This is a genomic window from Nonomuraea sp. NPDC049028 (assembly GCF_043197735.1).
GTDB lineage: Bacteria > Actinomycetota > Actinomycetes > Streptosporangiales > Streptosporangiaceae > Nonomuraea.
On the sequence record NZ_JBICTR010000001.1, the window covers coordinates 581679 to 607934 of the forward strand.

The following is a 26256-nucleotide window of genomic DNA, read 5'->3' on the forward strand; positions in this document are numbered from 1 at the left end:
CGACCGCGCGTCTCAGCTCCCTCGCGAACACCTCCACCTGATCCCCGCCGAACCGGGTGGAGGGCTCCGCGATCGACTCGCCCGAACAGGCGCGGGCCGCCGTCGCGGGCTACTCGGTGTTCAACGACGTCACGGCACGCGACTGCTGACCGTGCGGCGCCCGCGCTCGGCCGCCGGCTCTAAGGACCGCTCCGGCGACGATGTCGGCTATGGCCTCGGCTCCCGCGTCGTTGGGATGGATGTGATCGCCGCTGTCGTATTCGGACCGCAGGACAGCCGGCGCGGCCGGGTCACGCAGCCCGTGATCCAAGTCTGCGACGACGTCCGAGTGGGCGCGGATCCACTCGTTGACGCGTTGCCGTGTCCGTTCCCCCTCGGGGGTGTCGAATCCGGGGCTGACACCGTTCGCTCCGCCGAAGGGGGTCATGGTCGCGACGACCGTCGTCAGCCCCGCTCGCGCGGCTTGCCGGATGATCGAGCCGAGCCCGTCGATGAGGTCGTCCGCCGGTACGGCGGGCAGACCCAGCATGCCCGGCATGCCGATGTCGTTGAGGCCCAGCTCCAGGACGACGTGCGTCACCCCTGGCGCGGCGAGCACGTCGCGCTCGAATCGGGCGATGCCGCGTTCGCCGAAGACGTCACTGAGCAGCCTGTTGCCGGCGATGCCGAGGTTGAGCACAGAGGTGTCGGCGAGTCTGCCGGCCAACAGGTCGGGATAGCGACGGTGGGTGCCGTGGGCGGTGCCCACTCCGTCGGTGAGTGAGTCGCCGAAGGCCGCGATCACCCGGCGTCCCTCGGGCCCCCCGATGTCGATGCCGCCCAGGTGAAACCGGGATTCCACCTCTTCGGCAGCCGTCAGGCGCGTCCGCGAGACGGCGTCGCCCGCTACCACGTAACCGGTCTGCAGGGCGAAGGGATGGTAGGTGGCCAGACCGGCGTCTGAGGCGTGATACGTGCTGACCGCCAGGTCGCTCTCGCCCGCTGTGACGAAGCCGACGGGATCGCTCACGGCTTCGGCACCGGCGTCGATCGTCACCTGCGCCGTCCCCCCGAAGGTGACCGCGGTGTCGGTGCCCGCGATGATCGAGGATCGGGTGTCGTGCGCGGCCACGCTGGTCCGGGCGATGGTCAGGGGTTGCTTGCCGTACTGGTTGCTGAGACGGATCCGTAGACGATCACCGGCCCCGCGGACGCGCACGATCTGACGCAGAGTCTGGTCATGAAAGGCCCGCGAGGGGTGGATGAGCGTCATCGACTCGTACGCGCTGACCGGGGCTGACCTGAAGGCCGCCGTCCATGTGGTCATGTTGTTCAGCCCTCCAGGGAGCGCAGCAGGTGGCGGGTGACGTCGCTGAGCCTCGCGGCGGCCTCAGCCGAGAATGACGGGTGGTCCAGGCTGATCGGCTTGCTCCGCGTGAAGGCGCTGAGCGGGGCGGCGGGCGGGGCATCGACGCGGGCGATGACGGGTTTGACGCCTTCGGCGACCGGCGCGCCGTGCCTTTTGAGCTGCTCGACGTGGGCGGCGGTCGCGGCGTCGTACTCGCCGCGGAAGGCGGTGGACACGGGCCCAGGGTTGATCAGGACATATCGGGTACGGCCGCTCGGCCGCTCGGCGGCGAAGGCGGTACCGAGCAGGTCGTTGGCACGGCCGGCCTGCATTTGGGCCGCCACCCCGTCATAGCCGCGCTCCAGCATCAGGTCGTCCCAGTGGACGCGGCCCATGGGGACGCCCGGGCCGGACACGTTGATGATGACTCCGGGATCGGTCAGGCCGTGGCTGAGGAGGTGGCGGCTCAGGTACTCCAGCGCGAAGGTGGCCTCGATTCCCTCGGCGGTGACGAACCGGGTGGAGCGGAAGTACCTGGCGCACAGCACGAGTGCGTCAACGGCCGGATAGGCGGCGTTGATCTCGTCGATGACCCGCCTGTTCTCGCTGACCAGGCTCAGGTCCGCGGCGATGAGACGGGCGCCGGGGAGGGCTTTGTCCTTGTCGCGGCCGACGATGACGACGGTGTCGTCGCGGCGCAGGTAGGTGCGGGCGAGCTCCTTGCCCATCCCGTCGGTGCCACCTGTGATGACCAAGGTCTTCCGAGTTGAACTCATGGGTTCAACATAGTTATCCGGACTGTTCATATGCAAACCACGTGGTTCATGTTTTTGAACCCATGGGTATAGCCTGATCATCGCAGTGGGCACAGTGTCGACCCGCCGAAGGTGACCGGGCCGCCGGGCGTACGCACCGTGATCAGGTGGCCCTTAGTCGAGACCGCCGGGTCCTCGGTGCCCGGCACGATCACGGTGAGCAGCCGGGAAGCCTCCGGGGACGTCACCGTCACGGTCTCCGCCGTCCGGAGGTACCCCGGTGAGACCGTGCCCGGCCGTACCGTCTGACCGCCCACCGGCCTGCCGTCGGTCGTGAGCTGCAGGAGCGTCACGCGGCGGGCGTCGTCGCCCAGCACCACGACGCCGTCACGCTGGTCGATCAGCCGCAGCGACGGGTCGAAGTGCCACAGGTCGCGCACCGCGTGCCCCTCCGGCACCGAGTCCAGTACGGCCATCAGGTCCGCTCCGTGACTGACCAGGACCTCGCGCGTACGGCGCACGCCATACGCCTCGTCGCTGAGCCGGTACGACTGCCGCGACGGGCCGATGTCCGACGCGTCCAGGCGCGTGGCCGTACCCGCTCGGAAGCCCGCGCCCACCACGGAGGGTACGTTGTGCGCGTCGGGCGACTTGGTCCACTCCACGTAGTCCGTCTTCTCGTAGGAGTGGAAACCGGCCTCGACCAGCACCGGGCGACCCTGCGCGTGATAGGTGACGCCCAGATGGTCCTCGTGCCCGTGCAGCCGCCGCCCCGGCCCGAACCTGATCGAGTAGAACGCCGAGCCCGGATCGTCCCATGCGGTCCGGCCGAAGACGTACCCGCCGTCGAAGACCCGCACCGTCGCCCCGTCGTGCGCGAACCCGGCCGCCCGCGTGTCCGCCGGGCTGTCCCCGAGGGGTGCCAGGAAGCCGTCGGGCTGCGTGGCATGGGCCACGTACGCTTCGAGGGCGGTCCGGCGTGCCGTCAGCCGGTTCGGGATCTTGGCGCCGCTCTCCTCGATCGCCCGTAATGCCACCCCGAGCCGCCGGTGCACGTACAGCCCGTATCTCGGCGCCTGTTCGTGCAGGACGCCCTGCTCGTCGATGGCGAGTTCGGCCGAGGCGAGCATCCGGCGGATCGCCAGGTCACGCCACTCGTTCCGGCCCAGGCGGCAGCCCACCACCAGCAGCGCGATGTCCTGGTCCAGGCCGTGGTTGTGGCCCTGCCGGTAGAGCGCCGGGTCGGACAGGATCTCGCCGTGCTCGGCGAGGCTGTCCAGCAGGCGGCGGCTGTCGACGTGGGCGCTGAGGCACACCAGCACGGGGGCGCGCAGCGCGACGGCGTGCTCTGCCCAGGCCCAGGGGCTGATGTCGGCATGGTCGCGCGGGTTCTTGCGGATCCAGTCGTCGGCCAGGGTCTCGGCCCGGTCGAGGTAGGCCCGCTCGCCCGAACCCTCGTACTCGGCGACCAGGCCGCCCATCCAGCGCAGGGTGTGCAGGTTCAGCGCCCAGGAGCGGTTGCCGTGCGGGTTCAGCCGCCAGTCGATGTCCTGGCCGAGGTCCACCGGGGGCAGGCCGACGAAGGTCACCCGCCCGGCCATCACCTCCGGCAGCTTGATCTTGGGGAACTGGTGGGCCAGGCAGATGGCCCGGCCGGGCGTCGTACGGGCACGCCAGAACACGTGGCGACTCCTGATTTCGGGCGCGCGAAACCCACACGCGGCGCGAACGGCGGCGCGCGAGCTTCACATGCGGGGGAGGGCCGCGGCGCGCGAGAACCGAGCGCGGCGGTGCGAGCGCGGCACAGACGCCCGCGCGGCGGTGAGGTCAAGGCACAGGTGTGCCCTGACCTATGGGGTTATGGACGGGTGCTTGCGGATTCCGCCGGACCCTTGTCGGTCCAACCGGCGCCCAGGACCACCTCGGACGTCTGCGGGCCGCTCGTCCCCGTGGTGTTGGAGCTGGCCAGCACCTGCGAACTGGTCACATCGATGATCAGCGTCCGCTGGACCGGCGGATCGCCGGCCAGGCTGTAGGTGAACGCGTCACCGGTACGTCCCCGCTGGTCCGTCTTCCGCCCCAGGTACCGGACGTTCGGCAGGTCACCGAGCAGCCGATAGGCCGCCGCCCGGACGGCCGGTGGTGACGGCTTGCTCCACAGCAGCCCGCTGAGCGCGTCCGCCAGGACATCGTCGCCGGACCCGGCGGGCAGCATCCCGATCACCCACTCCTTCAGCGCGGCCGGGTCGGACGGCAGCCGCTGGATCTGCTCGACCGTCAGATCCTTCCCCGCCATGCTGAACGGCGCCCGTCCCGAGACCGCGACGACCTTCGAGGGCCGGCCCGTCACCCGCTCGCCCGTCCACGCCTTCCCGTCGGGGGTCGCCCAGAGGTCGGTGACCTTCGTGCCGTCGTGGAGCTTCTCGATGTGCCAGTACGTCCCCTTGTCGGCGGGACCCGACGCCGCCGTGGTCGCCGCGGCCAGCAGGATCGACCGCCCGGAGACCGCCGAGCCGGGCGTACGGGGCGAAGCGAGCGCCACCACGGCCGTCACGGCGACCGCCGCCGCGGCGAGACTGCCCACGACCCCTCTCCAGGAGAGCCACGACGTACGCGAGGAGCGCTCGGCGTCCAGCCGCTCGCGGACCCTGGCCTTGAGCGCCGGGTCGGCCGGCGGCTCGCCGTACAGCTCGCGGATCGACGACAGCTCATCCATGGTCGGCCTCCTCGAGGGCGAGCAGCGGATTGGTGTCGCCCAGGGAGCCGCGCAGCTTCTTCCTGGCCCGGCTCAGCCGGGAGCCGACCGTGCCGTACGGGATGCCGAGCGCCGTGGCGATCTCCTCATGGCTCAGCCCGGCCAGCGCGACGAGCAGGATGACGTCGCGATCGCGCTGATCCAGCGCCGCCAGGGCGGAGGCCAGGTTCGGCTGCAGGCTCTGGGCGCTGACCCGTGCGGTCACCCGGTCCTCGTGTCCCGGCGCGTCCCGGTCGGGGCCGTACCGTCCCAGCGCGCGCAGTGTCCGCGCCTCCAGGCGGCGGTGCTTGCCGATGAGCTTCGTCGCGATCCCGAACAGCCAGGCCCGCACGGTGGCGCGCGCCGGGTCGTACTGCGCGCGCTTCCTGAACGCGATGAGGAACGTGTCGGAGACGACGTCCTCGGCATGGTCCGCGCCGAGGCGCTGGGCGACATAGCCGTGGATGTCACTGAAACAGGCGTCGAACACCGCCCCGAACACTTCGGCGTCCACGAGCGACCCGGGCACGCCCCCGGCCCGGTCGAGGGACTCCGGCTCCCGCTCGACCGAGCCCTGGGCGGCGTGGCCGGAGATCCAGGACAGTGCCGTCACCACGGTCGCCCCTTCACAATGCTTGCCCCGTCATGTGCCACCCTTCGAACGATCAGCGGATATCTCTTATCCCCCGATCCGCCCGATCGCTTTCACGCCCGCTCAGGGCAGATACCCATCCTGCCCGGACGAGCTCCTTCCGTACGGCCCGTGCCTCCCGCGCCTCCGCCTTCCCGCCCCTGGCGACCAGTGCCGCGGCGATGCCCGCCGCGTGGCCAGTGGCGAAGGCGGTCCCCATGACCCGCAGCGAGCCCCTGGCCAGCCGATCGCCGTTGATGGTGAGCCCAAAGCCACTGCGACCGCGAGATCCCCCCGCTCGACCTGGCAGGCCGACAGGAAACTGACCGTCATCCGGATCATCAGCGGGCTCGTGGTCGGGTACATCGGGGCGGCGGTGACCGGTCGCTGGCAATCTCTGGGGGACGGCCGCATCCAGATCACCTTTCCCCAGGGGCACGGCACGCCGTTCGAACTCACCGTCGTCTCGTGCGCGGACGGCGTGCTCACCATCGCCAAATGACCGACCCGCTCATGAGGGATGAGTGAGGGTGACGCTGGCCGGGCGGTGATCGGTCGCGCGGCGGTCCCGTGCGGATCCGTCGCCGGAGATCTGGGCTTCCCAGGCGTCATGTTCTATGCGACCGGACCCCGGCACCTTGGTCAGCGATGCCCCGCCTGCCCCGCCGTTCGTCAGGGCGGGTGAGAGGAGGATGTGGTCCAGCAGCATGTGCCGGTGCGGCTCGTCGGTGACGAAATCGTCGAACACGGCGCTGTAGCGCTTGTCCTCAGCCACATCGGCCTGGGCATGGCCGAACAGTCGCTCGGGCCGATACGGTGAGCCGACGAGGATGTCGGTGACGTTGTGCGCGAGGTACAACTCCTCGAAGTAGTCCTGGCCAGGGCCGTCGTTCAGGTCTCCGAGCACGATGAACGCCGAGGCCGGATCGGCGTCCAAGCGCCGCTCCATGGCTCCGCGGATCCGCATCGCCTCAGTGGCGATCCGTCGCCGGTTTCGCAACGAGGCGCGAATGAAATCCGGGCGCCGGGCAGGGTCCTGCCACAACGCACGGCCCTGGTTGATGAAGTTCGACTTCAGATGCGCGACCACTACCTCCAATCGGGTACCGGAGACATCGGCGGTGCAGCACAGCGGGTTCCTGGTGAACGCGTACTCGTCGAGCACCGCGTCGCCGTCGACGTCGGCCAGCCACGGCTCGATGAACGGCGCCGCCTCCGTCGAAGGAGTGAGAGTGACCGCGACACGATCGGGTTTGAACAACAGGGCCAGCTTCTGACTTCCACCGGAATCGCCCAGCACGAAGTCGTACGTGGCGGTTCCGCCAACGGTCAGATAGTCGTGGATGAACAGCGCCAGTTCCGCTGCTCGGCTCGGCGCCTCCACCAGCGCGACGATGTCCGCGTCGACGGCGGAGATCAGCCCGCCCAAGCGGCCGGCGGCCTCCGCGGTGACTCCCTGCTCGCCATCGCGGGAGAATGTCGGCTTGAACGCCGCCGGCTGCGCGTCGAGGGTGAACCAGTCGTTCATCCACTCGCCGTTGACCGTCGCGACCTTGAGTGTGGCCATGGCTTTGTCCCTCCATTCATCGAACGCATGATGACCGGGGCCGGTGACGTGAGCGGAGTCCCGATCACACGGGCGACCTCGGGGTGAGCGAGATACTCCTCGATGTCGTGGGCCCGGCTTGCGGGGTTGGCGACGGGGACTTCGGTCAGCTCACCCTGCCAACGGTCGCGCAGCGGGCAGCCGATGGCGACCGGATCGATGGGGCACCAGACGTTGACCCAGTGGGCCACTCGGTCTGGACGCTGGGCTCCGCCGGTGAGCAGGCGCTGGTAGACGCTGTCCATACCGAGCGGGCTGCCGGCGGTGAGGAGTAGTTCGACCTCGACCCTCGGGTCGAGCCGGGTGAGCAGGTCCACGGCGACCACCGTGCCCAGGCTGTGGCTGACCAGCACCAACCGGCCGGTCTGCGGCATCGTCTGGAGCACGCAGTCCAGAACCGCCTCCCGGATTCGCTGGTCGTCGAGGTAGGCGGCCACATCCGCGAAGATCGCGGCTATGAGCAGCCGATCCAGGTTGGTGGTGTTGGCCAGCCAGCTCAAGCCCTGGTGTACGGCATCGCCCAGCCCTTCCCTCCGGACCAGCCGCTCGGCGGGCATACCTGCCCGGTCCGCCGCCTCAATGATCATCTGCTCGTACAGCTGACGCGTGGCGCCGGATCCCGGCGCGGCCGCATCGACCGGATCGTCGACCATCTCCCGCGGTGAGCGGGGAAGGGCTTCTCCCCGTGTTCGCATGGCCTGGACGAGCTGTTGTGCGTAGAAGGGGAACCAGACGTTGGCCGGTGCGATCGTGGCCAGCCCCGCTCGGGTGAGCCCGCCGTTCAACCCAGCGGTCCAGTACCGGCGCAGTTGCTCCGGGTCATGGTCCTGCTGGGCACGGCCGTGCAGGAAGACCAGATGCCTGGACCCGCCGAACGCGCCCGGGCCGGCGGCCAGGCCGACGCCGACCCGTACGGCTGATTCGACGGGTAGCCCGTCGACCGAAGGGGCGGGAGGCGAGACTGTGCCGGTGACGGCCGTCCGCACGGCGGTCCTGTCCTGGAGCCCGGCCTCCGGCCCCATCTCGGCCAAGAGCGCCAGATGAGCGTCGTCGAGCGTCAGCTTTGCCAGATGCTTGAGGATGACGCTGATGCGCACGCCCTCGTTGGAGACCCAGTCGATGGCGTCGTCGCCGTCTCCCTCTTGCCAGATCTGCCCGTCGCGCCGCAGGATCCGTCCCTGGCCGTCGGTCTTGGGCACGCCACTGTGGTGGAGTGCCGTCACCTCCCACTGGTCGTTGAACACCGGGGAGCCGGAACTGCCCGGCTCGGTGTCGGTCTGGTACTGGATGAAGTTGTCCAGCCGTGCCTCCAGCCGGTTTTCACGGATGGAGATCTCCTTCAGCCGGCCGCTGGGATGGCCGATGATGTTGACCGGCTCTCCGATGACCAGTTTGCCCGTCTGAACACTGAGCCTGTTCCACCCGAATGTCTCTCCCAGGGGCTGGCCGTCGGCATCAGGGCTCACCAGGACCAGGGCGAAGTCGAGATCGTAGTCGGCGATGAAGAAGGTGTCCGGGACGAGGGCGAACCGCCTGGACACGTCAGGGAGATTGTCGACGGTGACTTGGGCGTCGAATTCCACAAAGGCCGACCGCGCCGCCGTGACGCTGGGAAACACGTGGTGATTGGTCAACAGCAGCCGTGGTGAGACCAGGAAGCCGGTGCCGATCGGGACCTCGCGGCCGTTCTCGCTGACCGAGATCCGTGCGACGGTCCGCGCGGCCCGTGCGCCCCGAGGCAGGAAGCTCCAGGCTTGCAGCTCTTTGGCCACCCCGAGGATGCGTTCGTACATCCTGGTCCGGTCCAGGCTCTCGCCCCGGGTGGCCTCGATCGCTGCCTCGACCGGGACCCCGTTACGCTGGATGAGGCGGGCGGTGCGGGCTGCGAGCATCTCTGGCGAGTCGGGGAACGCCTCACCCTGCTCTTGCCTTCGCGCGGCTTCATAACGATCGGAGCCGCTCCAGCGATACCGTTTGGCGGCGGCTTTGGTATGCCTGCCTTTATTTTCCTGCACTGCTGTTGATATATCCATAGCGGTCCGCCGCTCTGAGCTCCAACGATTCCACTAAAAGGTGCACATCATTTAAATATGCATGTCGTGGAGGACTGGAGTCCAGATGGCGGTGGGTTAATTGACCGCTCACTATCTTGTTTTCTACATTCGGCGATATTTCGATGAGAGACCTTTGCGGAAAGGTGGATGTCATGTCGGTTTGGTCAGTCGGAGTAGCTCCACGGCCACCTGGAGCCCTTGGCCGTGGCATCGGCGGCGGACTGTCGAAACACGCTCCCGGCCACGGCGGCATTTGGGGAAATTTCACGAAAGATCAGCCAAAGGTCGGGGTGCAGGGTAGTGATCCGCTCACGGGCGCATTTGGTAGTCTGCCGACCTCATCGCCCGCTGCGAGGCGACGGGCGTGGATCAAATGATCTTCGTGCTCCAGGTCGGTCCCCATCGCCATGGGCACATTTTCAAAAGCCGTGAATTGTTCGGGAAAAAGGTTCTGCCCGCATTCACCGAAGGCGGACTAGAAATCAGCTTTCCGCGCCGCCTTCTCGTTCTCCTCCTCGGACATCAGCACGTGAGCGGCCGCCTCGCCCAGCGGGATGAAGCTGTCCGCCGACGTCACCCGCCCCACCTGCCCGGAGAACCCCGCGTCCATCAGTTCGGCCACGATCCCCTCCGACACCCCGCCCGTGTGGCGGGTCTCGTCGGCGATCAGCGGATATCTCTTATCCCCCGATCCGCCCGATCGCTTTCACGCCCGCTCAGGACGAGCTCCCATCCTGCCGTTCTCCGGCCAGCAGTGCCTCGGCGACGGCCGTACGGGCATAGAGCACATATCTCCCAGTACGGTGCGCGCTGGTCAGTCCGGCCTTGCGGAGCGCGGTGAGATGCTGGTTCGCGCCCGGTTCCGACAGGTCGAGGCGGGTGGCCAGTTCCCTGGTCGAGGCGGGCTGGTCGAGTTCGGCCAAGAGCCGGGCGCGGGTCCGGCCGAGCACGGCGGCCAGCGCCTGTGGCGGGTCGCTCTCGCGGTGCTCCCAGAGCGTCGCGACGCCCCGCGGCGGGTAGCGGATCGTGGGCTGCCAGGGCGCGGTCGTGATGGAGAAGACCCGCGGCCAGGTGAACACCGACGGCACGAGCAACAGCCCCAGCCCGCCCAGCGGACGCACTCCTTCGCAGGCCGTCTTCGGCAGGCGCAGGGTCTCTCCCTCCCACGTCACGGCCGTGTCGAGGTCGCTGAGCATGTGCCGCAGGCCACCCTCGGCCAGCGACCTGGCGCGATAGAGCACGTCGCCGTCGAGCAGGCTGCTGATCCGGGGCCAGTAAGGCGCAATGGCCGCGTCCCAGTAGCCGCGGATCTCCTCGGCCAGCCGTTCGAGACCGCCCGCGGGGTCGGCATGGAGCGCCTGGAGCGCTCTGGTGGGTGGACCGTCCCAGATGTCGAGACCCTCCCGGACCAGGGGCGCCATCGCCACCATCGTGGCCAGCTCCACCTCCAGGTCGGGCACGGAGGTCGAGGGTGGCGGGCTGACGAAGCCGACGATCGAGGTCGTGGGCACCGGCACCAGGTCGGACAGCAACCGCCAGTCGACATCGGCGAGCCGCCGGCGTACCCGCTCGGCCCAGGGCTTGAGTACGGCATGGGCGGCCGGGTTCTTCACCACCCGGACGCTGGCGACGACCTCCCACAGAGGAGAAACGGCGAAACGGACATGGGCCGCATCCTGCGCGGTGAATGTCAGCTCAAGCCCCGGGTTGAACAACGTGCTGCTCGTCAGCTTCCGGCAGCGGGTCACGCCCGACTCGATGCTCGGCCGGATGAACGCCACCATGCGCCTGATCCTGATGGGCGCGGTCGGTGTCGGCGGCCTGCTGGCGGGCCTCCTCGGCGAGCTCTGGGGTACGGGGGCGGCGATGTGGGCAGGTGCGTCGATCATGGCGTGCAGCTGGATACCGATCTGGCTCAGCCCACTGCGCCGCGAGATCTGAGCCGGGACTCGGTGATGTCGCCGCCGTATGGTGGGAAGCATCGTCTCTGAGACCGGAGGCTTGAGGTGCGGTTCGGAATCTTCTACGAGCATCAGCTGCCCCGCCCCTGGGAGCCGGACAGCGAGCAGCGCCTGTACGCCGACGCACTGGAGCAGGTCGAGATCGCCGACCGGGTCGGGTTCGACTATGTGTGGGAGGTCGAGCACCACTATCTGGAGGAGTACTCACACTCGTCCGCCCCGGAGGTGTTCCTCGCCGCCGCCTCCCAGCGCACCAGGAACATCCGGCTCGGCCACGGCATCGTGCAGGTGCCGCCGCCGGTCAACCACCCTGCCAGGGTCGCCGAACGCGTCGCCACGCTCGACCTCGTCTCGGGTGGCCGGGTCGACTTCGGCACCGGGGAGGCCAGTTCGGCGGCCGAGCTGGGCGGGTTCGGCGTGGATCGGGAGCGGAAGCGGGCCATGTGGCAGGACTCGCTGGACGCGATCACCCGGATGTTCGTGGAGGAGCCGTTCGCCGGGTGGCACTCGCCGTACCTGCGGATGCCGCCGCGCAACGTGATCCCGAAGACCGTGCAGAAGCCGCACCCGCCCCTGTGGGTGGCCTGCTCGCGGCGGGAGACGATCCATCTGGCGGCGCGGAACGGGATCGGGGCGCTGTCGTTCGCGTTCGTGCATCCGGAGGACGCGGGGAAGTGGTCGCGCGACTACTACCAGCTGCTGGAGTCGGCGGAGTGCGTGCCGGCCGGGTTCGCGGTCAACGCCAACCTGGCGGTCGTGCTGCCGATGATGTGCCACGAGGATCCCGCCGAGGCTCGGCATCGGGGCGCTCAGGGGGCGGCCTTCTTCGCCTATGCGCTGGCGCATTATTACGGGCCGTCGAAACACACTCCCGGCCATAGCAGCATTTGGGGAAATTTCACGAAAGATCAGCCAAAGGTGGGGGCGCAGGGGAGGGATCCGCTCGCGGGCGCATTGGGGAGTCCGCAGCAACTCATCGACCTCATCAGCCGCTACGAGGTGGCGGGCGTGGATCAAATGATCTTCGTACTCCAGGCCGGTCCGAATCGCCATGAGCACATTTGCGAAAGTCTTGAATTGTTCGGGAAAAAGGTCCTGCCCGCATTCACCGAAGGCCGTGAAGAGCGCGAGCGCGCCAAGTCCGCCCGGCTCGCTCCGGTCATCGAAGCCGCCCTGTCCAGGCGTTCTCCGGCCAGAAAGCTCTCCCAGCCGTACGTGATCGACGAGGACGCGGAGCTGTCCCGCGTCACCCACCGCCCGCCGCTCACCCCGGCGGACGTCTTCGCCGCGGCCCGCAAGCGAGCCCGCCTCACGGGCCAGCACCTTCTGTCCCGCTTCGTCGCGGGCCGCTCCGACGAGGACCTGACCCGCTGGCTGAGCCCCGGCCGTCAGCGACTCCTGTTCGCCCTCATGGCCCGCTCCTTCAGACCGGACAGGGCTTTCGGCTTCCAGGGCGCCCTCGAGTTCCGTCTCCAACCCCGTGCCACCTGGACCATCGCCATCCGAGGCCGCCGGGCCCGCGCTTTCCCCGGCCCGGCCCGCGCCCCGTCCATCACGCTCACCCTCCCGGCCGCCGACCTGCTCCGCATCGTCGCAGGTACGGCGAACCCGGCCGCCCTGCTGATGTCGGGCCGCCTCCAGATAACGGGCGACGTGACGCTGGCCTCCCGGGTGGGAGAGATGTTCGGCGGCGCTTCGCCGTACTAAGTCATCCAAGCAACTTCCGCGCCGCTTGCTCGATCTCCTCCTCGGACATCAGGACGTGAGCGGCCGCCTCGCCCAGCGGGATGAAGCTGTCCGCCGACGTCACCCGCCCCACCTGCCCGGAGAACCCCGCGTCCATCAGCTCGGCCACGATCCCTTCCGACACCCCGCCCGTGTGGCGGGTCTCGTCGGCGATCAGCACCTTGCCGGTCAGCTCCGCCGCCCGCACCAGGTCCTCCACCGGCAGCGGCGCCAGCCAGCGCAGGTCTAGCACCCGGCAGCCGTAGCCCTCCTGCGTCAGGCGTACGGCGGCGCGCAGGCTCATCCGCAGCCCGTTGCCGAAGGTGACGATCGTGAGGTCGCGCCCGTCGCCATAGGACCGCGCCCGCCCGATCGGGACGTGCGTCTCCGGCCAGCGCGACGGCGGCGCGTAGGGCGCCAGCCAGCCCGCGTCGCCCTCCTCGAACAGGTCTTTTGTGTGATAGAGCGCGATCGGCTCCAGGAACACGCACACGGAACCCTCCGTGCGGGCCGCCGCCAGACAGGTACGCAGCATGGCCGCCGCGTCGTCGGGCCGCGACGGCGAGGCGATGACCAGGCCGGGGATGTCGCGCAGGGCCCCGACCGCGTTGTCGTTGTGGAAGTGGCCGCCGAACCCCTTCTGGTAGGCGTAACTCGCCACCCGCACCACCAGCGGATTGAGATAGGCCCCCTGCGAGAAGAACGACAGCGTCGACGCCTCGCCCCTGAGCTGGTCGAGCGCGTTGTGCAGGTACGCCAGATACTGGATCTCCGGCACGGGCAGCAGCTTCGACACCCCCGACCCGAGCGCGAGCCCCAGGATGGACTGCTCGTCGAGGTGCGTGTCGAACACCCGCCCGCCACCGAACCGCTTCTGCAGCCCCCGGGTGACGCCGTAGACGCCGCCCTTCTTGGCGACGTCCTCGCCGAAGACCATCATCTCCGGGTAGACGGCGAGCGCGTCGGTCAGGGTGCGGTTGATGGCCTGGGAGAGGGTCAGTTGCTTCTCGGCCTCGGGCAGGGAACCGGCGAAGGCGCGTTCTCTGACCGACGCCTCGGCCGCCACCGGGCTGATCCTGGCGATCATCTCGGGCCGGCGGGGCGCGAGCGGCTCCATGATCTCCTTGGCCGAGCCGAGGCGCGGACTGCGGGTGGTCTCCAGGGCGATCCGCAGTATGTGCTCGCGCGACGACTCGTACTGCATGAGCAGCTCGTCGGGCGTGACCAGCCCCGCTTCGACCAGCAGCCGGGCGGTGGCCAGGAGCGGGTCGCGCTCCATGTCGGCGCGGATCTCCCGCTGGGTGCGGTAGGCGGACTCGACGTCGGACCCGGCGTGGCCCATGAGCCGGACCGTGCTCAGGTGCAGGAACGCGGGGGAGCGGTTGTCGCGTACGTGCTGGACCGCCCGGACGGCCGTGTCGTAGGCGTCGGCCAGGTCACAGCCGTCGGCGGCGAAGTATTCGATGCCGGGACGCCGCGCGCTCGCCGCCACCCAGCCCTTGGGCGTGCGGACGCTGATGCCGATGCCGTTGTCCTCGCACACGAACAGGATCGGCAGCGCCTGCCCCTGATGCGTGGCGTAGGCGGCGGTGTTGAACCCGGTCAGCGCCGTGGCGTGGTTGACCGAGGCGTCGCCGAAGCTGCACACGGTGATCGCGTCGTCCGCCCACGGCGTGGGGACGCCCAGCGCGCGGCCCCGCTCGATGGCGAAGGCGACGCCCACCGCGCGCGGCAGGTGGCTGGCGATCGTCGAGGTCTGCGGGATGATCGCCAGGTCGGGATGGCCGAACACCTTGTGCCGGCCGCCCGCGATCGGCTCGTCGGCCGCGGCGGCCAGCCCCATGAGCACGTCGCGGATGCCCTGCTCGGGCAGCCGTCCGGCCTGCTCGGACCGGGTCAGGTAGAAAGCGCCGGAGCGGTAGTGCAGCAGCGCGGGGTCGCCGGGCCGCAGCGCGGCGGCCACCGCCGCGTTGCCCTCGTGCCCGGCCGAGCCGATCGTGTAGAAAGACTGCTCCTGCGCGCGCAGCCAGCGGGCCGCGATGTCGAGCAGGCGGCTGTCGAGCTGGCGCTGGAAGAGGGTGCGGCACTGCTCACCGGTCAGCGACGTGCCCTCGCGGACGGGCCGGCCGGGATCACGGGCCGCGCCCCCCTTCAGCGTCGCAATGGCTTGGGTGAAATGAGTCTCAACAGTGTCGCGCGCCACAAGGCGATTATGTCGCCCCGATCCCGGGTTCGTCTGCCCGTCGGGAGTGACATGTTGTGGACCGGTCCGATTGACCCCGATCTATAACAAGTTGTCAGATTCCGCAACTTTCTGGCCAACCTGAATGTCTACTGGGAAAGATAAGCGTGGCACCCTCAATGCCGCGTTGAGCACCAGGGGATCCAGAAAGGAACCCGCATGTTACAACGCATCCGTGTCGCCGCCGTCGCGCTCGCGACGGCCGCCGGGCTTCTCGCCCTGGCACCATCGGCGTCGGCCGCGGCCAAGGCCCCCGCCATCTCCAATGTGGACCTCAGTCCGGGCTCCCCGGCCGTGGTCTTCGACAAGCCGGTCACGGTGACGTTCACGTTCACCACCAAGGACGCCGGAAAAGCCGAACTCCAGCTCAAGCCGCCCGGCCTGAGCGTCGGCACGCCCATCGACCTCAAGTCGGCGCCGTTCGGCGTGTGGACGAAGTGGACCGGTACGAAGAGCTTCGAGGCGAAGGACGCCGGAAAGTGGAGCTTCCTCGCCATCGCCCACGGTGACGGCGACAAGTCCGCCAGCGGCACCTTCGACGTCCAGAAGGCCCTCGTCACCAAGATCGTGGACTTCGGCGCCAGCCCCGGCCAGGTGCACCGCGGCGACATGATCAAGGTCTCCGGCCGACTCCTGGCCGACGGCAAGGGATACACCGGGGTCGTGGCGATTACTTTCCGTGAGCGGAGTGCCGACGCCTACCGCCGGGTCGCCACGGTCACGAGCGGCCGCGACGGCTGGTTCAGCACCAGGGTGCGCGCCGATGCCACCGGCTGGTGGCGGGCCGAGTTCGGCGGGAACAAGGAAGCAAGGGCATCGGTCAGCGACAGCGACCGGGTCGACGTCCGGATCAGGCACAATTCCGACAGCAGGATCGTCGGCTTCGACGTCACCCCCGCGCCCGCCGACAAGGGCGCCCGGCTGAACTTCACCGGCACCCTGCAGGCCGAGCGCTGGCAGGCCCTGCCCGGCCAGCGGGTCTCGATCTACTTCAGGCAGGACGGCTCGCGCCGCTGGGAGTACGTCACCAGCGACGTGACGAACCGCGACGGCCGCTTCTGGGCCACCGCGACCGCGCAGTCCTCGGGCTGGTGGCGGGCCGCGTTCGCGGGGACCAGGGGCGTCAAGGGCTCGGTCTCCGACGCCGCCTGGGTCAAGGTCCTCGAGCCAACCCCGCCGCCGACGGCCGACAAGTCGGCCAGCCGGGTGATCAAGTTCAACGCCTACCCGGAGCCGGTCAAGCGCGGCAGGTACCTGAAGGCCAGGGGCGTGCTGCAGATCGATGACAGCGGATCCTGGGAGGGGTACGCGGGCAAGGTCGCGCTGTACTTTAAGCCGGTCGGCTCGCACAAGTGGCAGTACGTGAAGACCACGCGGTCCGGTGACAGCGGCAAGCTGTACGTCAGGGTCAAGGCGTGGAAGTCGGGCTCGTGGAAGTTCGTGTTCGGCGGGGACGACGATTTCTACGGAGACAGCAGCCGTAGTGACTATGTCCGCGTGAAGCGGTAACACGTCGGAATCGCTGGTTTGAGGCCCGGGGCAGGTTGCTCCGGGCCTCATGCGTCTTTGCTAGGACTCGGGGGCTTTCGCGCCGAGGCTGATGAGCATCGACTTGAGCTCACCGAACCCGGTCTTGAGCTCACCGACATTGGTCTTGAGCTCACCCACATCGGTCTTGAGCTCACCCACATCGGTCTTGAGCTCACCCACATCGGTCTTGAGCTCACCGACTCCCGTCTTGAGCTCACTGACATCGGTCTTGAGTTCGGCTATGTCCTTGTCGACGGCCTCGAATCGACGGGCCATGGACAACTCGAGGTTGTCGAGCCTGGTGTTCTGCTGATCGAGGCGATGATTGACCTTTGCAATGTCTTGGTTGACCCGGTCGAAGCCATCCAATGTGTCGCTATTGAGCGTGTAGATCTTCTCGTCGAGCTGGTTCGCCCGGCTGTCGATCTTCTGGTTGAGCTCTTTGGTCCGCTTGTCGATCTTGTCGAGGATGTTCTTGCCCATGGCGTCCGCGCGCTCATGGTGGGTGTTGAACCGTTCGGCGACCGTCATGTCAGGCACACCGCTAACTGTACGTCTCTCGAGTACGGAGACCCGGCCCTCGAGCTCAATCACTGCCGCGTGCAAGTCCAACTCTGGCGCTCCTTTGAAGGGGGGATTGCGCTTGCATCGCAGAAGTTACCCTCCGTGACCGGAGCGTCGCAACCAGATACGAAAACCTGTACGACCTACTCCGCCCGCCTGAACTGCGCGATCCCAACCCCCAGCAGAACAGCCCCCAGCAAGGCCACAACCCCGAGCTCCACCCCCACCGGCACCTGGAAGTCGAACCACCGGACCCCGGGATTGAGCACCGCGTTCACCTGCGCGGGCACGTCGAGGTAGGAGAACACCGCGTGCCGCATCGGGTCCACCGCGTACGTCATCGGGTTGATCACCGTCAGCAGGTGCAGCCACGACGGCAGGTTGGCCAGCGGAAACATGGCCCCCGACAGGAACAGCATCGGCATGATCGCCATCTGCATGAGACCGAAGAGCGTCTGCATGTTCCGCATCCGGGCCGCCAGCATCACCCCGAACGCCGTGATCGTGAACGCCGCGAGGAACATCTCCGCCAGCATCGTCACGATCAGTGCCGGCGAGTACGGTACGCCGACCAGCCCGGCCATCGCCAGGATGATGACGCCCTGCCCGGTGGCCACCACGGCCCCGCCCAGGCACTTGCCGACCACGATCGCCCCGCGTGAGACCGGGGCGACGAGCATCTCGCGCAGGAAGCCGAACTCGCGGTCCCACACGATGGACCCGGCCGAGAACATGCCGGTCATGATCACGGTCATCGAGATCATGCCGGGATACATGAAGGTGCGGTAGTCGATGCCCGGGATGGCGCCGCGCACCAGTGAGCCGAGCCCGGTGCCCATCACGAACAGCCACAGCACCGGCTGCAGCAGCATCGACAGCATGCGGGTGCGGTCGTTGACGAACCGCAGCAGCTCCCGGTGCAGCACCACCTTGACCGCCCGGAGGTCGTGCCCGGCGCCTTGCACCGGCACCCGGACGCCGATCGCCTCTGTCGCCATCCCTACCACCCCGCCATCGCGTTGATCCAGGCCATGACTACCGCCTCGCCATCGCTCTCATCCACGTCCGGCCGCCCGACTCGCCGCCTTCCTCGGCGTCGCGGATCGTGGAACCCGTGTAGTTCATGAACACGTCGTCGAGTGAGGGCCGTGAGACGCTCACCGACCTGATCGGCATGCCCAACTCGGCGAACAGCCGGGGCACGAACTCCTCGCCCGACGCCACGGCGAACGTCACCGCGCCCTCGTGTACGGCCGCCTCCAGGCCGAACTCCTCGCGCAGCGCCCGGATCGCGGCGGCGTCGTCGCCGGTGTGGATCTGTACCCGATCCTTGCCGACGCTGGCCTTCAGCGCCTCCGGCGAGTCGATGACGACGACCTCGCCGTGGTCGATGATCGCGATCCGGTCGCAGTACTCGGCCTCGTCCATGTAGTGGGTGGTCATGAAGATGGTGATGTCCTCCAGGCGCCGGAGCTGGTTGATGTAGCCCCAGATGGCCGAGCGGGTCTGCGGGTCGAGGCCGACCGTGGGCTCGTCCAGGAACAGCACCCGGGGTGAGTGCAGGAGCCCGCGGGCGATCTCCAGCCGCCGCTTCATGCCGCCGGAGAACGTCATGACCTTGGCGTCCTTGCGGTCCCAGAGCGCGACCATCTCCATGACCTGCCGGATCCGGTCGCCGACGACGCTCTTCGGCACACCGTACAGCTCGGCGTGGAAGCGCAGGTTCTGCTCGGCGCTCAGGTAGCTGTCGAGCGTCGGGTCCTGGAAGACCAGGCCGATGTTCCGGCGTACCTCGTCGCGCTGGCGCACCACGTCGTACCCGGCGACCGTCGCGCTGCCGCCGGTCGGGTTGACGAGTGTGCAGAGCATGCTGATCGTGGTGGTCTTCCCGGCTCCGTTCGGGCCGAGGAAGCCGAAGACCTCGCCGGGGGCCACGTCGAAGTCGACGCCTTTGACGGCCTCGATCTTCCCGTAGTCCTTCCTTAAGCCGTGTACGGCCACCGCCGCGTCTGTCATCGCTCAGTCCTCCGCGAGGATCTGGAAAACGGACTTGCGCGTCTGCCTGAGCAGCTTCTTGGCCCGGACGACCTGCTGGTCGTTGGCCGTCCGCGCCAGGTGGCTGAACGCCTCGTTGAGCTGGGCCCACAGCAGTCGCAGCTCGTGCCGGTCCTCGGGCACGGAGCGCGCCACCTCGTCCCAGGGCGGCTCGCCGTCGAGATGACGTACGGCCCGCTCACGGCCCTGCTCGGTCAGGCTGTAGAGCCGGGAACCGCCGGTGTCGTCACCGGTGACCAGGCCCTCGTCCTCCAGTTGCTGGAGTGCCGGATAGACCGAGCCGGGACTGGGCCGCCACACTCCGCGGCTGCGCTCCTCTATGTCCTGGATCATCTGGTAGCCGTTCTTCGGCCCTTCGGCGAGCAGGCTCAGCAGCGCGGCCCTGACGTCTCCCCGCCGTACGCGCGGAGCGCCGCCCTCCCAGCCCATCGGCGGCACATCGGGCATGCCGCCCATCCCCGGCGCACCTCCCATTCCCGGCCCGCCGCCCGAAAAGACCGGCGGACCAGGCGGGCCCGGGGGAAGCGGGGGGTGCGGTGGCGGTGGGGCGCCGGGCGGCCCTTCCCACATGTGTGGATCACGCATCACGCCTCCAACTATCGAGATAGCGTGACGATATATCTAGATAGTTGGCATGAATAGCCCCATTTTGGGTGTTGTGGCGCTGTGTTAGTGAGCGTTAACCGAGGCCGCGATGGCGGCCCGGGCCATCGCGTGCAGAAGGAGGCGCATGGCGCGCGCGGGCAGCTCGCCGGCGCTGTGCGGCGTGGAGTTGAGCAGCCCGAAGACGGCGTGCGTGGCGGCCCGCAGGCGCGGGGGCGGGCACGACGGATGCAGCTCGGCCAGCACGGTGACCCATTCCTCGACGTACAGCCGCTGCAGCCGCCTGATCTGCCGCCGCTCCGGCTCGGGCACGTTGCCCAGCTCCCGGTCGTGCACGGTGATCAGCGCGGGCTGTTCGAGCGCGAAGGTGATCTGCACGTTCAGGAGCGCGTCGAGCGTCTCCTCGGGCCCGCCGGGCGAGGTGACCGCCGCGGCGGCCGACTCGCGCAGCCGCGAGCTGACGCCCAGCAGCATCTCGGCGAGCAGCGCCTCCTTGCCGCTGAAGTGGCGATAGAGCGCCGGGCCCGAGACGCCGACGGCGCCGCCGATGTCCTCGATCGAGACGCCGTGGAAGCCGCGCGCGGCGAACAGGTTCGCGGCCGCGCCGAGGATCTCCAGGCGCCGGCTGCCCCGGCTCCGCGTCGTCGTCACGTCTCACATGGTAGACGGTTACGTTAATGATGACTAACATCTGCCTCATAACGGAGGGGGATACATGAGCGACTGGCCGGTGCTGAACTCGGCCGCGGACCCCGGCAGCGAGGCGTACAAGCACAACGCCGAGCTCAACGAGCGGCTCGCCGCCGACCTGCTGGAGCGCCTCGCCGTGGCCGCCGCGGGCGGTCCCGAGCGGTCGCGGCAGCGCCACGTCGAACGCGGCAAGCTGCTGCCACGCGACCGCGTCGACGGCCTGCTCGACCCCGGCTCCCGCTTCCTGGAGCTGTCGCCGCTGGCCGCCAACGGCCTCTACGACGACCAGGCGCCGGCCGCCGGGATCATCACCGGCGTCGGCCGGATCGCCGGGCGCGAGTGCGTGGTCGTGGCCAACGACGCCACCGTGAAGGGCGGCACGTACTACCCGATCACCGTCAAGAAGCACCTGCGCGCGCAGGAGGTGGCGCTGCACAACCACCTGCCGTGCGTGTACCTGGTCGACTCGGGCGGCGCGTTCCTCCCCAAGCAGGACGAGGTCTTCCCCGACCGGGAGCACTTCGGCCGCATCTTCTACAACCAGGCCACGATGTCCGCGCGCGGCATCCCGCAGATCGCCGCCGTGCTGGGATCGTGTACGGCGGGCGGCGCGTACGTCCCGGCCATGAGCGACGAGGCCGTCATCGTGCGCGACCAGGGCACGATCTTCCTCGGCGGCCCGCCGCTGGTGAAGGCGGCCACCGGCGAGGAGGTCACGGCCGAGGAGCTGGGCGGCGGCGACCTGCACGCCCGCGTCAGCGGCGTCACCGACCACCTGGCCGACGACGACGCGCACGCGCTGGCCATCGTCCGCGACATCGTCTCCACGCTGGCCCCGAGAACCGAGCGGCCCTGGGACCGGGTCGAGCCCGAGGAGCCCCGCCACGACCCGCGCGACCTCTACGGCATCGTGCCCGCCGACACCCGCCGGCCGTACGAGGTGCGGGAGATCATCGCGCGGCTCGTCGACGGCTCGCGGTTCCTGGAGTTCAAGGCCGAGTACGGCGCGACGCTGGTCACCGGCTTCGCCCACCTGCATGGGCACCCGGTCGGGATCATCGCGAACAACGGCATCCTGTTCAGCGAGTCCGCCCTGAAGGGGGCGCACTTCATCGAGCTGTGCGACCGCAGGCGCATCCCGCTGGTGTTCCTGCAGAACATCAGCGGGTTCATGGTCGGCAAGGCGTACGAGGCGGGCGGCATCGCCAAGCACGGTGCCAAGATGGTCACCGCGGTCTCCTGCGCCAGGGTGCCGAAGTTCACCGTGGTGATCGGCGGGTCGTTCGGCGCGGGCAACTACGCGATGGCCGGGCGGGCGTACTCTCCCAGGTTCCTGTGGATGTGGCCGAACGCCCGCATCTCGGTCATGGGCGGCGAGCAGGCCGCGAACGTGCTCACCACCGTCGGCAACGCCGACGCGGAGGCCATCAGGGCGCAGTACGAGCACCAGGGCAACCCCTACTACTCCACGGCCCGGCTGTGGGACGACGGCGTGATCGACCCGCTCGACACCCGTACGGTCCTCGGCCTGGCACTCTCCGCGGCGGCCAACGCCCCGCTCGACCCCGTCGGCTACGGCGTCTTCCGGATGTGACCACGTTGACCACGCTGCCCATGTTCACCCGTGTCCTCGTCGCCAACCGGGGCGAGATCGCCGTCCGGGTCATCCGCACGCTGCGTGCGCTCGGCATCACGTCGGTGGCCGTCCACACGGCCTCGGACGCGGACGCCCGGCACGTCCGCGAGGCCGACATCGCTCTCCAGATACCGAAATATCTGGACATGGGGGCGATGGTGGCGGCGGCCGAGGCGTCCGGGGCGCAGGCCGTACATCCCGGATACGGGTTCCTCGCGGAGAACGCCGAGTTCGCCCGCCGGTGCGCCGAGGCGGGGCTGGTCTTCGTCGGCCCGCCGCCCGCGGCCATCGACGCCATGGGGGACAAGATCCGCGCCAAGGCCACCGTCTCGGCCGCCGGGGTTCCCGTGGTTCCGGGCGGCGCCGAGCCCGGCGACTCGCTGCTGTCCTGGACGGACTTCCCCGCCCTGATCAAGCCGTCGGCGGGCGGGGGCGGCAAGGGCATGGTGCTGGTCCGTTCGGCCGCCGAGCTGCCCGACGCGCTGGAGTCGGCCCGCCGTACGGCCCGCTCCGCGTTCGGCGACGAGACCCTGCTGATCGAGCGCTACGTCGAGAACCCCCGCCACATCGAGATCCAGGTGCTGGCCGACACCCACGGCAACGTCGTCCATCTGGGCGAACGCGAGTGCAGCCTGCAACGCCGCCACCAGAAGATCATCGAGGAGGCGCCGTCCCCCTTCGTCGACGCCGCGATGCGCGAGCGAATGGGCGCCGCGGCGGTGGAGGCGGCCCGCGCGGTGGGCTATGTGAGCGCGGGCACGGTCGAGTTCATCGTCGACGGCACGACCGGCGAATACCACTTCATGGAGATGAACACCCGCCTCCAGGTGGAGCACCCGGTCACCGAGTTGGTCACGGACCTCGACCTGGTGGAGCTCCAGCTCCGGGTCGCGGCGGGCGAGCCGCTGCCCTTCACCCAGGACGAGGTACACCTCCGTGGCCACGCCGTCGAGGCCCGCGTCTACGCCGAGGACCCGTCGCGCGGCTTCCTGCCCACGGGCGGCCGGGTCCTGCGGCTGGCGGAGCCGGGTGGCGTCCGGGCGGACTCGGGGCTCGCCGAGAGCGGCGTCCGGGTCGACTCGGGGCTGGTCGAGGGCGGTGTCGTGGGCAGCGAGTTCGACCCGATGCTGGCCAAGGTCATCGCGTGGGCGCCCACGCGGGAGGCGGCCTTCCGGCGGCTCAACCAGGCGCTCGCCGAGACCGTCGTGCTCGGGGTGATCACGAACGTCCCGTTCCTGCGGGCGCTCGCGGCGCACCCGGAGGTGCGGGCGGGCGAGCTCGACACCGGGCTGGTCGAGCGGGTCCTGCCCGCGCTGGTCCCGGCCGCCGGACCGCCCGAGGAGGTGCTGGCCGCCGCCGCGCTGGCCTTCCACACCGTGCCTCAGGGTACGGACCCGTGGGAGGTCGCGGACGGCTGGCGGGTCGGCGAGCGCGCGTGGACGGCCTGGCGGCTGGAGTCGCGGGACGGCGTCCACACGGTCCAGGTACGCGGCCTGCCCGAAAAATCAGCAGAAATCCGCATAACTCCCCCAGAGGTCGCAACCCGAGAGACCGCCGCCACCACTGCCACCGTCCCAGCGACCGGTGCGACCGGTGCGACCGGTGCGACCGGTGCGACCGGTGCGACCGGTGCGGCTGGCGCGGTCGGCGGGGTCGGCGGGGTCGTGCCCGGGGAGGCCGTTCCGGCCAGGCTTCTGGTCGACGGCGCCAAGCTGACCGTCACCCTGGCCGGCCGTACCCACCACTACACCCACGCCCGCCACGACGACACCCTCTGGCTGGGCAGGGACGGACAGTCCTGGTCCCTGACCCGTCACCGCATCGGCGACCCCGGCGACCGCCCGGGCGCCGCGCACGCGGGCGACGGCGTGGTCAGAAGCCCCATGCCCGGCACCGTCCTGGTCGTCAAGGCCCAGCCGGGCGACCAGGTGAGCGCGGGCCAGCCGCTCCTCATCGTGGAGGCCATGAAGATGGAACACACCGTCACCGCCCCCTGCGACGGACGGGTCACCGAGCTGCCCGTGCAGGCGGGCCAGCCGGTCGACATGGACGCCGTCCTGGCCGTCGTCACCGCCGGGGAGTCCTGATGCGCAGGCCGTACCCGATGGAGGGCCTTCCGCACCAGGTCACCGTCTACGAGGTGGGCCCGCGCGACGGTCTGCAGAACGAATCCGCGATCGTCCCGGTCGAGGTGAAGGCCGAGTTCATCGACCGCCTCGCCGACGCGGGCCACCGGGTGATCGAGGCCACCAGCTTCGTCCACCCCACCTGGGTGCCGCAGCTGGCCGACGCGGAAGAGCTGCTCACCAGGCTCGACCGGCGGCCCGGCGTCCGCTACCCGGTGCTCGTCCCGAACGCGCGCGGCCTGGACCGGGCGCTGGCCCACGACGTCGAGGAGATCGCCGTCTTCGCCAGCGCCACCGAGACCTTCGCCGCCAAGAACCTGAATCGGAGCCTGGAGAGCCAGTTCGACATGTTCGAGCCGGTCGTGGCCAGGGCGATCGACAACGGCGTCAAGGTCCGCGCGTACGTCTCGATGTGCTTCGGCGACCCATGGGAGGGCCCGACGCCCATCGCGCAGGTCGTCGCGGTCGGCGAGCGGCTGCTCGGCCTCGGCTGCCACGAACTGTCGCTCGGCGACACCATCGGCGTCGGCACCCCCGGGCATGTGACCGCGCTGATCGAGTCGTTCCGCGATCCCGACCGGCTGGCCGTGCACTTCCACGACACCTACGGCCAGGCCCTGGCCAACACGCTGGCCGCGCTCCGGTCGGGCGTGACCGTCGTCGACGCCTCCACCGGCGGCATCGGCGGCTGCCCCTACGCCGAGTCGGCCACGGGCAACCTCGCCACCGAGGACCTCGTGTGGATGCTGCACGGGCTCGGCATCGACACCGGCCTCGATCTCGACAAGCTCGTGTCCACGAGCACCTGGCTGGCCGAGCGGCTCGGCCGCCCCAGCCCGTCCCGCGTCGTCCAGGCCCTCGCGAAAGGCTGACCCGCCATGCTGACCGACGAGTACGAAGAGCTGCGCAAGACCGTCGAGGCGTTCGCCCGCGACGTGGTGGCGCCGGTGATCGGCGACTATTACGAGCGGGAGGAGTTCCCGTACGACATCGTGCGCCGGATGGGCGCCATGGGCCTGTTCGGCCTGCCCTTCCCCGAGGAGTACGGCGGCATGGGCGGCGACTACTTCGCGCTCTGCCTCGCCCTGGAGGAGCTGGCGCGCGCCGACTCCAGCGTGGCGATCACGCTGGAGGCCGCGGTGTCGCTGGGCGCCATGCCGATCTACCGATTCGGTACGCCCGAGCAGCGGGCGACCTGGCTGCCGGGGATGGCGGCGGGGGAGACCCTCGGCGCGTTCGGCCTGACGGAGCCCGGCGGCGGCTCCGACGTGCCCGGCGGCATGCGTACCACGGCCACGCTCGACGGCGCCGAGTGGGTGATCAACGGCACCAAGGCGTTCATCACCAATTCGGGCACCGACATCACCGGCGTGGTCGGCGTCGCCGCGCTGACCGGCGAGCGGGAGATCTCCACCATCCTCGTGCCGTCCGGGACGCCCGGATTCACGGTCTCGAAGAAGTACTCCAAGGTCGGCTGGAACGCCTCCGACACCAGGGAGCTGTCCTTCTCCGACTGCCGCGTCCCCGCCGCGAACCTGCTCGGCGAGCGCGGCCGCGGCTACGCCCAGTTCCTGCAGACGCTCGACGAGGGCCGCATCGCCATCGCCGCCGTCGGCGTCGGCCTGGCCCAGGGCTGCGTGGACGAATGCCTGCGCTACGTCAGGGACAGACGCGCGTTCGGCCACCCGATCGGCCACTACCAGGCCATCCAGTTCAAGATCGCCGACATGGAGGCCCGCGCCCACACCGCCCGCCTGGCCTACTACCACGCGGCCGAGAAGATGCTGGCCGGCGTGCCGTTCAAGAAGGAGGCGGCGATCGCCAAGCTCGTCTCCTCCAACGCCGCCATGGACAACTCCCGCGACGCGACGCAGGTCTTCGGCGGCTACGGGTTCATGAACGAGTTCCCGGTGGGCCGCTTCTACCGCGACGCCAAGATCCTGGAGATCGGCGAGGGCACCAGCGAGGTCCAGCGTATGCTGATCGCCCGCCAGCTCGGCCTGGGCGACCTGTAAAC

General features: G+C 69.4%; 25 protein-coding genes. 9 read left to right on the forward strand and 16 right to left on the reverse strand.

What is annotated here, in order from left to right:
- The first annotated feature begins 56 nt into the window (after positions 1 to 56).
- On the forward strand, positions 57 to 149 hold the full coding sequence (locus tag ACGFJ2_RS02630) for a fumarylacetoacetate hydrolase family protein (protein ID WP_357950832.1): 93 nt from the start codon (positions 57 to 59) through the stop codon (positions 147 to 149).
- Here the strand turns inward: ACGFJ2_RS02630 and ACGFJ2_RS02635 are convergent.
- From ACGFJ2_RS02635 to ACGFJ2_RS02660, 6 genes are all read right to left on the reverse strand, one after another.
- Positions 110 to 1306, reverse strand: a complete 1197-nt coding sequence (locus ACGFJ2_RS02635) for a GDSL-type esterase/lipase family protein (RefSeq protein ID WP_393463886.1) — start codon at positions 1304 to 1306, stop codon at positions 110 to 112. The two genes, ACGFJ2_RS02630 and ACGFJ2_RS02635, sit on opposite strands and share 40 nt — an antisense overlap.
- Before the next feature lie 5 nt (positions 1307 to 1311).
- Entirely contained in the window at positions 1312 to 2103 is a 792-nt protein-coding gene (locus ACGFJ2_RS02640) for an SDR family NAD(P)-dependent oxidoreductase (protein WP_393463889.1), read from the reverse strand.
- Between the two features lie 77 nt (positions 2104 to 2180).
- Positions 2181 to 3764: a heparinase II/III family protein gene (locus ACGFJ2_RS02645; RefSeq protein WP_393463892.1), complete on the reverse strand. Its 1584-nt coding sequence runs from the start codon at positions 3762 to 3764 to the stop codon at positions 2181 to 2183.
- 176 nt (positions 3765 to 3940) lie between these two features.
- On the reverse strand, positions 3941 to 4798 hold the full coding sequence (locus tag ACGFJ2_RS02650; protein WP_393463895.1) for a CU044_5270 family protein: 858 nt from the start codon (positions 4796 to 4798) through the stop codon (positions 3941 to 3943).
- Positions 4791 to 5432 carry an RNA polymerase sigma factor gene (locus ACGFJ2_RS02655; protein ID WP_393463898.1) on the reverse strand — a complete coding sequence of 214 codons (642 nt, stop codon included), beginning with the start codon at positions 5430 to 5432 and terminating at the stop codon, positions 4791 to 4793. Before ACGFJ2_RS02655 ends, ACGFJ2_RS02650 begins: the two co-directional genes overlap by 8 nt.
- A gap of 49 nt (positions 5433 to 5481) precedes the next feature.
- Positions 5482 to 5667 carry a hypothetical protein gene (locus tag ACGFJ2_RS02660; protein ID WP_393463901.1) on the reverse strand — a complete coding sequence of 62 codons (186 nt, stop codon included), beginning with the start codon at positions 5665 to 5667 and terminating at the stop codon, positions 5482 to 5484.
- Between ACGFJ2_RS02660 and ACGFJ2_RS02665 the strand changes: the two genes are divergently transcribed.
- Complete coding sequence (locus ACGFJ2_RS02665) at positions 5641 to 5949, forward strand: hypothetical protein (RefSeq protein ID WP_393465326.1); 309 nt, start codon at positions 5641 to 5643, stop codon at positions 5947 to 5949. The two genes, ACGFJ2_RS02660 and ACGFJ2_RS02665, sit on opposite strands and share 27 nt — an antisense overlap.
- Before the next feature lie 9 nt (positions 5950 to 5958).
- Here the strand turns inward: ACGFJ2_RS02665 and ACGFJ2_RS02670 are convergent, their stop codons facing one another.
- The 4 genes from ACGFJ2_RS02670 to ACGFJ2_RS02685 form a co-directional block, all read right to left on the reverse strand.
- Positions 5959 to 7014 carry an endonuclease/exonuclease/phosphatase family protein gene (locus tag ACGFJ2_RS02670; RefSeq protein ID WP_393463904.1) on the reverse strand — a complete coding sequence of 352 codons (1056 nt, stop codon included), beginning with the start codon at positions 7012 to 7014 and terminating at the stop codon, positions 5959 to 5961.
- Positions 6972 to 8945: a trypsin-like serine peptidase gene (locus ACGFJ2_RS02675; RefSeq protein ID WP_393463907.1), complete on the reverse strand. Its 1974-nt coding sequence runs from the start codon at positions 8943 to 8945 to the stop codon at positions 6972 to 6974. The genes ACGFJ2_RS02670 and ACGFJ2_RS02675 overlap by 43 nt, the downstream gene beginning before the upstream one ends.
- Before the next feature lie 637 nt (positions 8946 to 9582).
- On the reverse strand, positions 9583 to 9729 hold the full coding sequence (locus ACGFJ2_RS02680; protein ID WP_393463910.1) for a hypothetical protein: 147 nt from the start codon (positions 9727 to 9729) through the stop codon (positions 9583 to 9585).
- Between the two features lie 94 nt (positions 9730 to 9823).
- Entirely contained in the window at positions 9824 to 10891 is a 1068-nt protein-coding gene (locus tag ACGFJ2_RS02685; protein ID WP_393463913.1) for a DUF5937 family protein, read from the reverse strand.
- On the opposite strand from ACGFJ2_RS02685, the gene ACGFJ2_RS02690 reads away from it, so the two are divergent.
- Both ACGFJ2_RS02690 and ACGFJ2_RS02695 read left to right on the forward strand, forming a co-directional pair.
- Positions 10878 to 11048 carry a hypothetical protein gene (locus ACGFJ2_RS02690; RefSeq protein WP_357950859.1) on the forward strand — a complete coding sequence of 57 codons (171 nt, stop codon included), beginning with the start codon at positions 10878 to 10880 and terminating at the stop codon, positions 11046 to 11048. The genes ACGFJ2_RS02685 and ACGFJ2_RS02690 overlap by 14 nt on opposite strands.
- Positions 11049 to 11113: 65 nt before the next feature.
- Positions 11114 to 12775, forward strand: a complete 1662-nt coding sequence (locus tag ACGFJ2_RS02695; protein ID WP_393463916.1) for an LLM class flavin-dependent oxidoreductase — start codon at positions 11114 to 11116, stop codon at positions 12773 to 12775.
- 1 nt (position 12776) lies between these two features.
- Here ACGFJ2_RS02695 and ACGFJ2_RS02700 read toward each other — a convergent pair whose 3' ends face one another.
- Entirely contained in the window at positions 12777 to 14996 is a 2220-nt protein-coding gene (locus ACGFJ2_RS02700; protein WP_393463919.1) for a thiamine pyrophosphate-dependent enzyme, read from the reverse strand.
- A gap of 198 nt (positions 14997 to 15194) precedes the next feature.
- On the opposite strand from ACGFJ2_RS02700, the gene ACGFJ2_RS02705 reads away from it, so the two are divergent.
- Positions 15195 to 16544 carry a hypothetical protein gene (locus ACGFJ2_RS02705; RefSeq protein ID WP_393463922.1) on the forward strand — a complete coding sequence of 450 codons (1350 nt, stop codon included), beginning with the start codon at positions 15195 to 15197 and terminating at the stop codon, positions 16542 to 16544.
- 60 nt (positions 16545 to 16604) lie between these two features.
- Here the strand turns inward: ACGFJ2_RS02705 and ACGFJ2_RS02710 are convergent, their stop codons facing one another.
- The 5 genes from ACGFJ2_RS02710 to ACGFJ2_RS02730 all read right to left on the reverse strand — a co-directional run bounded on the left by ACGFJ2_RS02710 (position 16605) and on the right by ACGFJ2_RS02730 (position 20438).
- Complete coding sequence (locus ACGFJ2_RS02710; RefSeq protein WP_393463925.1) at positions 16605 to 17177, reverse strand: hypothetical protein; 573 nt, start codon at positions 17175 to 17177, stop codon at positions 16605 to 16607.
- 95 nt (positions 17178 to 17272) lie between these two features.
- Complete coding sequence (locus ACGFJ2_RS02715; protein WP_393463928.1) at positions 17273 to 18127, reverse strand: ABC transporter permease; 855 nt, start codon at positions 18125 to 18127, stop codon at positions 17273 to 17275.
- Between the two features lie 37 nt (positions 18128 to 18164).
- Positions 18165 to 19145, reverse strand: a complete 981-nt coding sequence (locus ACGFJ2_RS02720) for an ATP-binding cassette domain-containing protein (protein ID WP_357950877.1) — start codon at positions 19143 to 19145, stop codon at positions 18165 to 18167.
- A 3-nt stretch (positions 19146 to 19148) separates the two neighbouring features.
- A complete protein-coding gene (locus ACGFJ2_RS02725; RefSeq protein WP_357950880.1) occupies positions 19149 to 19631 on the reverse strand; it encodes a PadR family transcriptional regulator in 483 nt (160 codons plus the stop codon).
- 222 nt (positions 19632 to 19853) lie between these two features.
- Complete coding sequence (locus ACGFJ2_RS02730) at positions 19854 to 20438, reverse strand: TetR/AcrR family transcriptional regulator (protein WP_393463932.1); 585 nt, start codon at positions 20436 to 20438, stop codon at positions 19854 to 19856.
- Between the two features lie 64 nt (positions 20439 to 20502).
- Here ACGFJ2_RS02730 and ACGFJ2_RS02735 point away from each other — a divergent pair, with 64 nt between their 5' ends.
- From ACGFJ2_RS02735 to ACGFJ2_RS02750, 4 genes are read left to right on the forward strand one after another with little or no spacing between them, the layout of a single operon-like run.
- Positions 20503 to 22071 (forward strand): carboxyl transferase domain-containing protein, encoded by a 1569-nt coding sequence (locus ACGFJ2_RS02735; RefSeq protein ID WP_393463935.1) that lies wholly within the window; start codon positions 20503 to 20505, stop codon positions 22069 to 22071.
- 20 nt (positions 22072 to 22091) lie between these two features.
- Positions 22092 to 24200, forward strand: a complete 2109-nt coding sequence (locus tag ACGFJ2_RS02740) for an acetyl/propionyl/methylcrotonyl-CoA carboxylase subunit alpha (protein WP_393465274.1) — start codon at positions 22092 to 22094, stop codon at positions 24198 to 24200.
- Positions 24200 to 25111, forward strand: a complete 912-nt coding sequence (locus tag ACGFJ2_RS02745; protein WP_357642855.1) for a hydroxymethylglutaryl-CoA lyase — start codon at positions 24200 to 24202, stop codon at positions 25109 to 25111. Before ACGFJ2_RS02740 ends, ACGFJ2_RS02745 begins: the two co-directional genes overlap by 1 nt.
- A gap of 6 nt (positions 25112 to 25117) precedes the next feature.
- Positions 25118 to 26254, forward strand: a complete 1137-nt coding sequence (locus ACGFJ2_RS02750; RefSeq protein ID WP_357950891.1) for an acyl-CoA dehydrogenase family protein — start codon at positions 25118 to 25120, stop codon at positions 26252 to 26254.
- Positions 26255 to 26256 lie beyond the last annotated feature (2 nt).

Bases quoted from the DNA above. Each gene is read 5' to 3' on its own strand.
- ACGFJ2_RS02635 (WP_393463886.1), bottom strand. From the start codon at position 1,306: ATGACCACATGGACGGCGGCCTTCAGGTCAGCCCCGGTCAGCGCGTAC.
- ACGFJ2_RS02640 (WP_393463889.1), bottom strand. From the start codon at position 2,103: ATGAGTTCAACTCGGAAGACCTTGGTCATCACAGGTGGCACCGACGGG.
- ACGFJ2_RS02650 (WP_393463895.1), bottom strand. From the start codon at position 4,798: ATGGATGAGCTGTCGTCGATCCGCGAGCTGTACGGCGAGCCGCCGGCC.
- ACGFJ2_RS02660 (WP_393463901.1), bottom strand. From the start codon at position 5,667: ATGGGGACCGCCTTCGCCACTGGCCACGCGGCGGGCATCGCCGCGGCA.
- ACGFJ2_RS02670 (WP_393463904.1), bottom strand. From the start codon at position 7,014: ATGGCCACACTCAAGGTCGCGACGGTCAACGGCGAGTGGATGAACGAC.
- ACGFJ2_RS02675 (WP_393463907.1), bottom strand. From the start codon at position 8,945: ATGCTCGCAGCCCGCACCGCCCGCCTCATCCAGCGTAACGGGGTCCCG.
- ACGFJ2_RS02690 (WP_357950859.1), top strand. From the start codon at position 10,878: ATGAACGCCACCATGCGCCTGATCCTGATGGGCGCGGTCGGTGTCGGC.
- ACGFJ2_RS02685 (WP_393463913.1), bottom strand. From the start codon at position 10,891: ATGGTGGCGTTCATCCGGCCGAGCATCGAGTCGGGCGTGACCCGCTGC.
- ACGFJ2_RS02705 (WP_393463922.1), top strand. From the start codon at position 15,195: ATGTTACAACGCATCCGTGTCGCCGCCGTCGCGCTCGCGACGGCCGCC.
- ACGFJ2_RS02715 (WP_393463928.1), bottom strand. From the start codon at position 18,127: ATGGCGACAGAGGCGATCGGCGTCCGGGTGCCGGTGCAAGGCGCCGGG.
- ACGFJ2_RS02720 (WP_357950877.1), bottom strand. From the start codon at position 19,145: ATGACAGACGCGGCGGTGGCCGTACACGGCTTAAGGAAGGACTACGGG.
- ACGFJ2_RS02725 (WP_357950880.1), bottom strand. From the start codon at position 19,631: ATGCCCGATGTGCCGCCGATGGGCTGGGAGGGCGGCGCTCCGCGCGTA.
- ACGFJ2_RS02735 (WP_393463935.1), top strand. From the start codon at position 20,503: ATGAGCGACTGGCCGGTGCTGAACTCGGCCGCGGACCCCGGCAGCGAG.
- ACGFJ2_RS02740 (WP_393465274.1), top strand. From the start codon at position 22,092: ATGTTCACCCGTGTCCTCGTCGCCAACCGGGGCGAGATCGCCGTCCGG.
- ACGFJ2_RS02745 (WP_357642855.1), top strand. From the start codon at position 24,200: ATGCGCAGGCCGTACCCGATGGAGGGCCTTCCGCACCAGGTCACCGTC.
- ACGFJ2_RS02750 (WP_357950891.1), top strand. From the start codon at position 25,118: ATGCTGACCGACGAGTACGAAGAGCTGCGCAAGACCGTCGAGGCGTTC.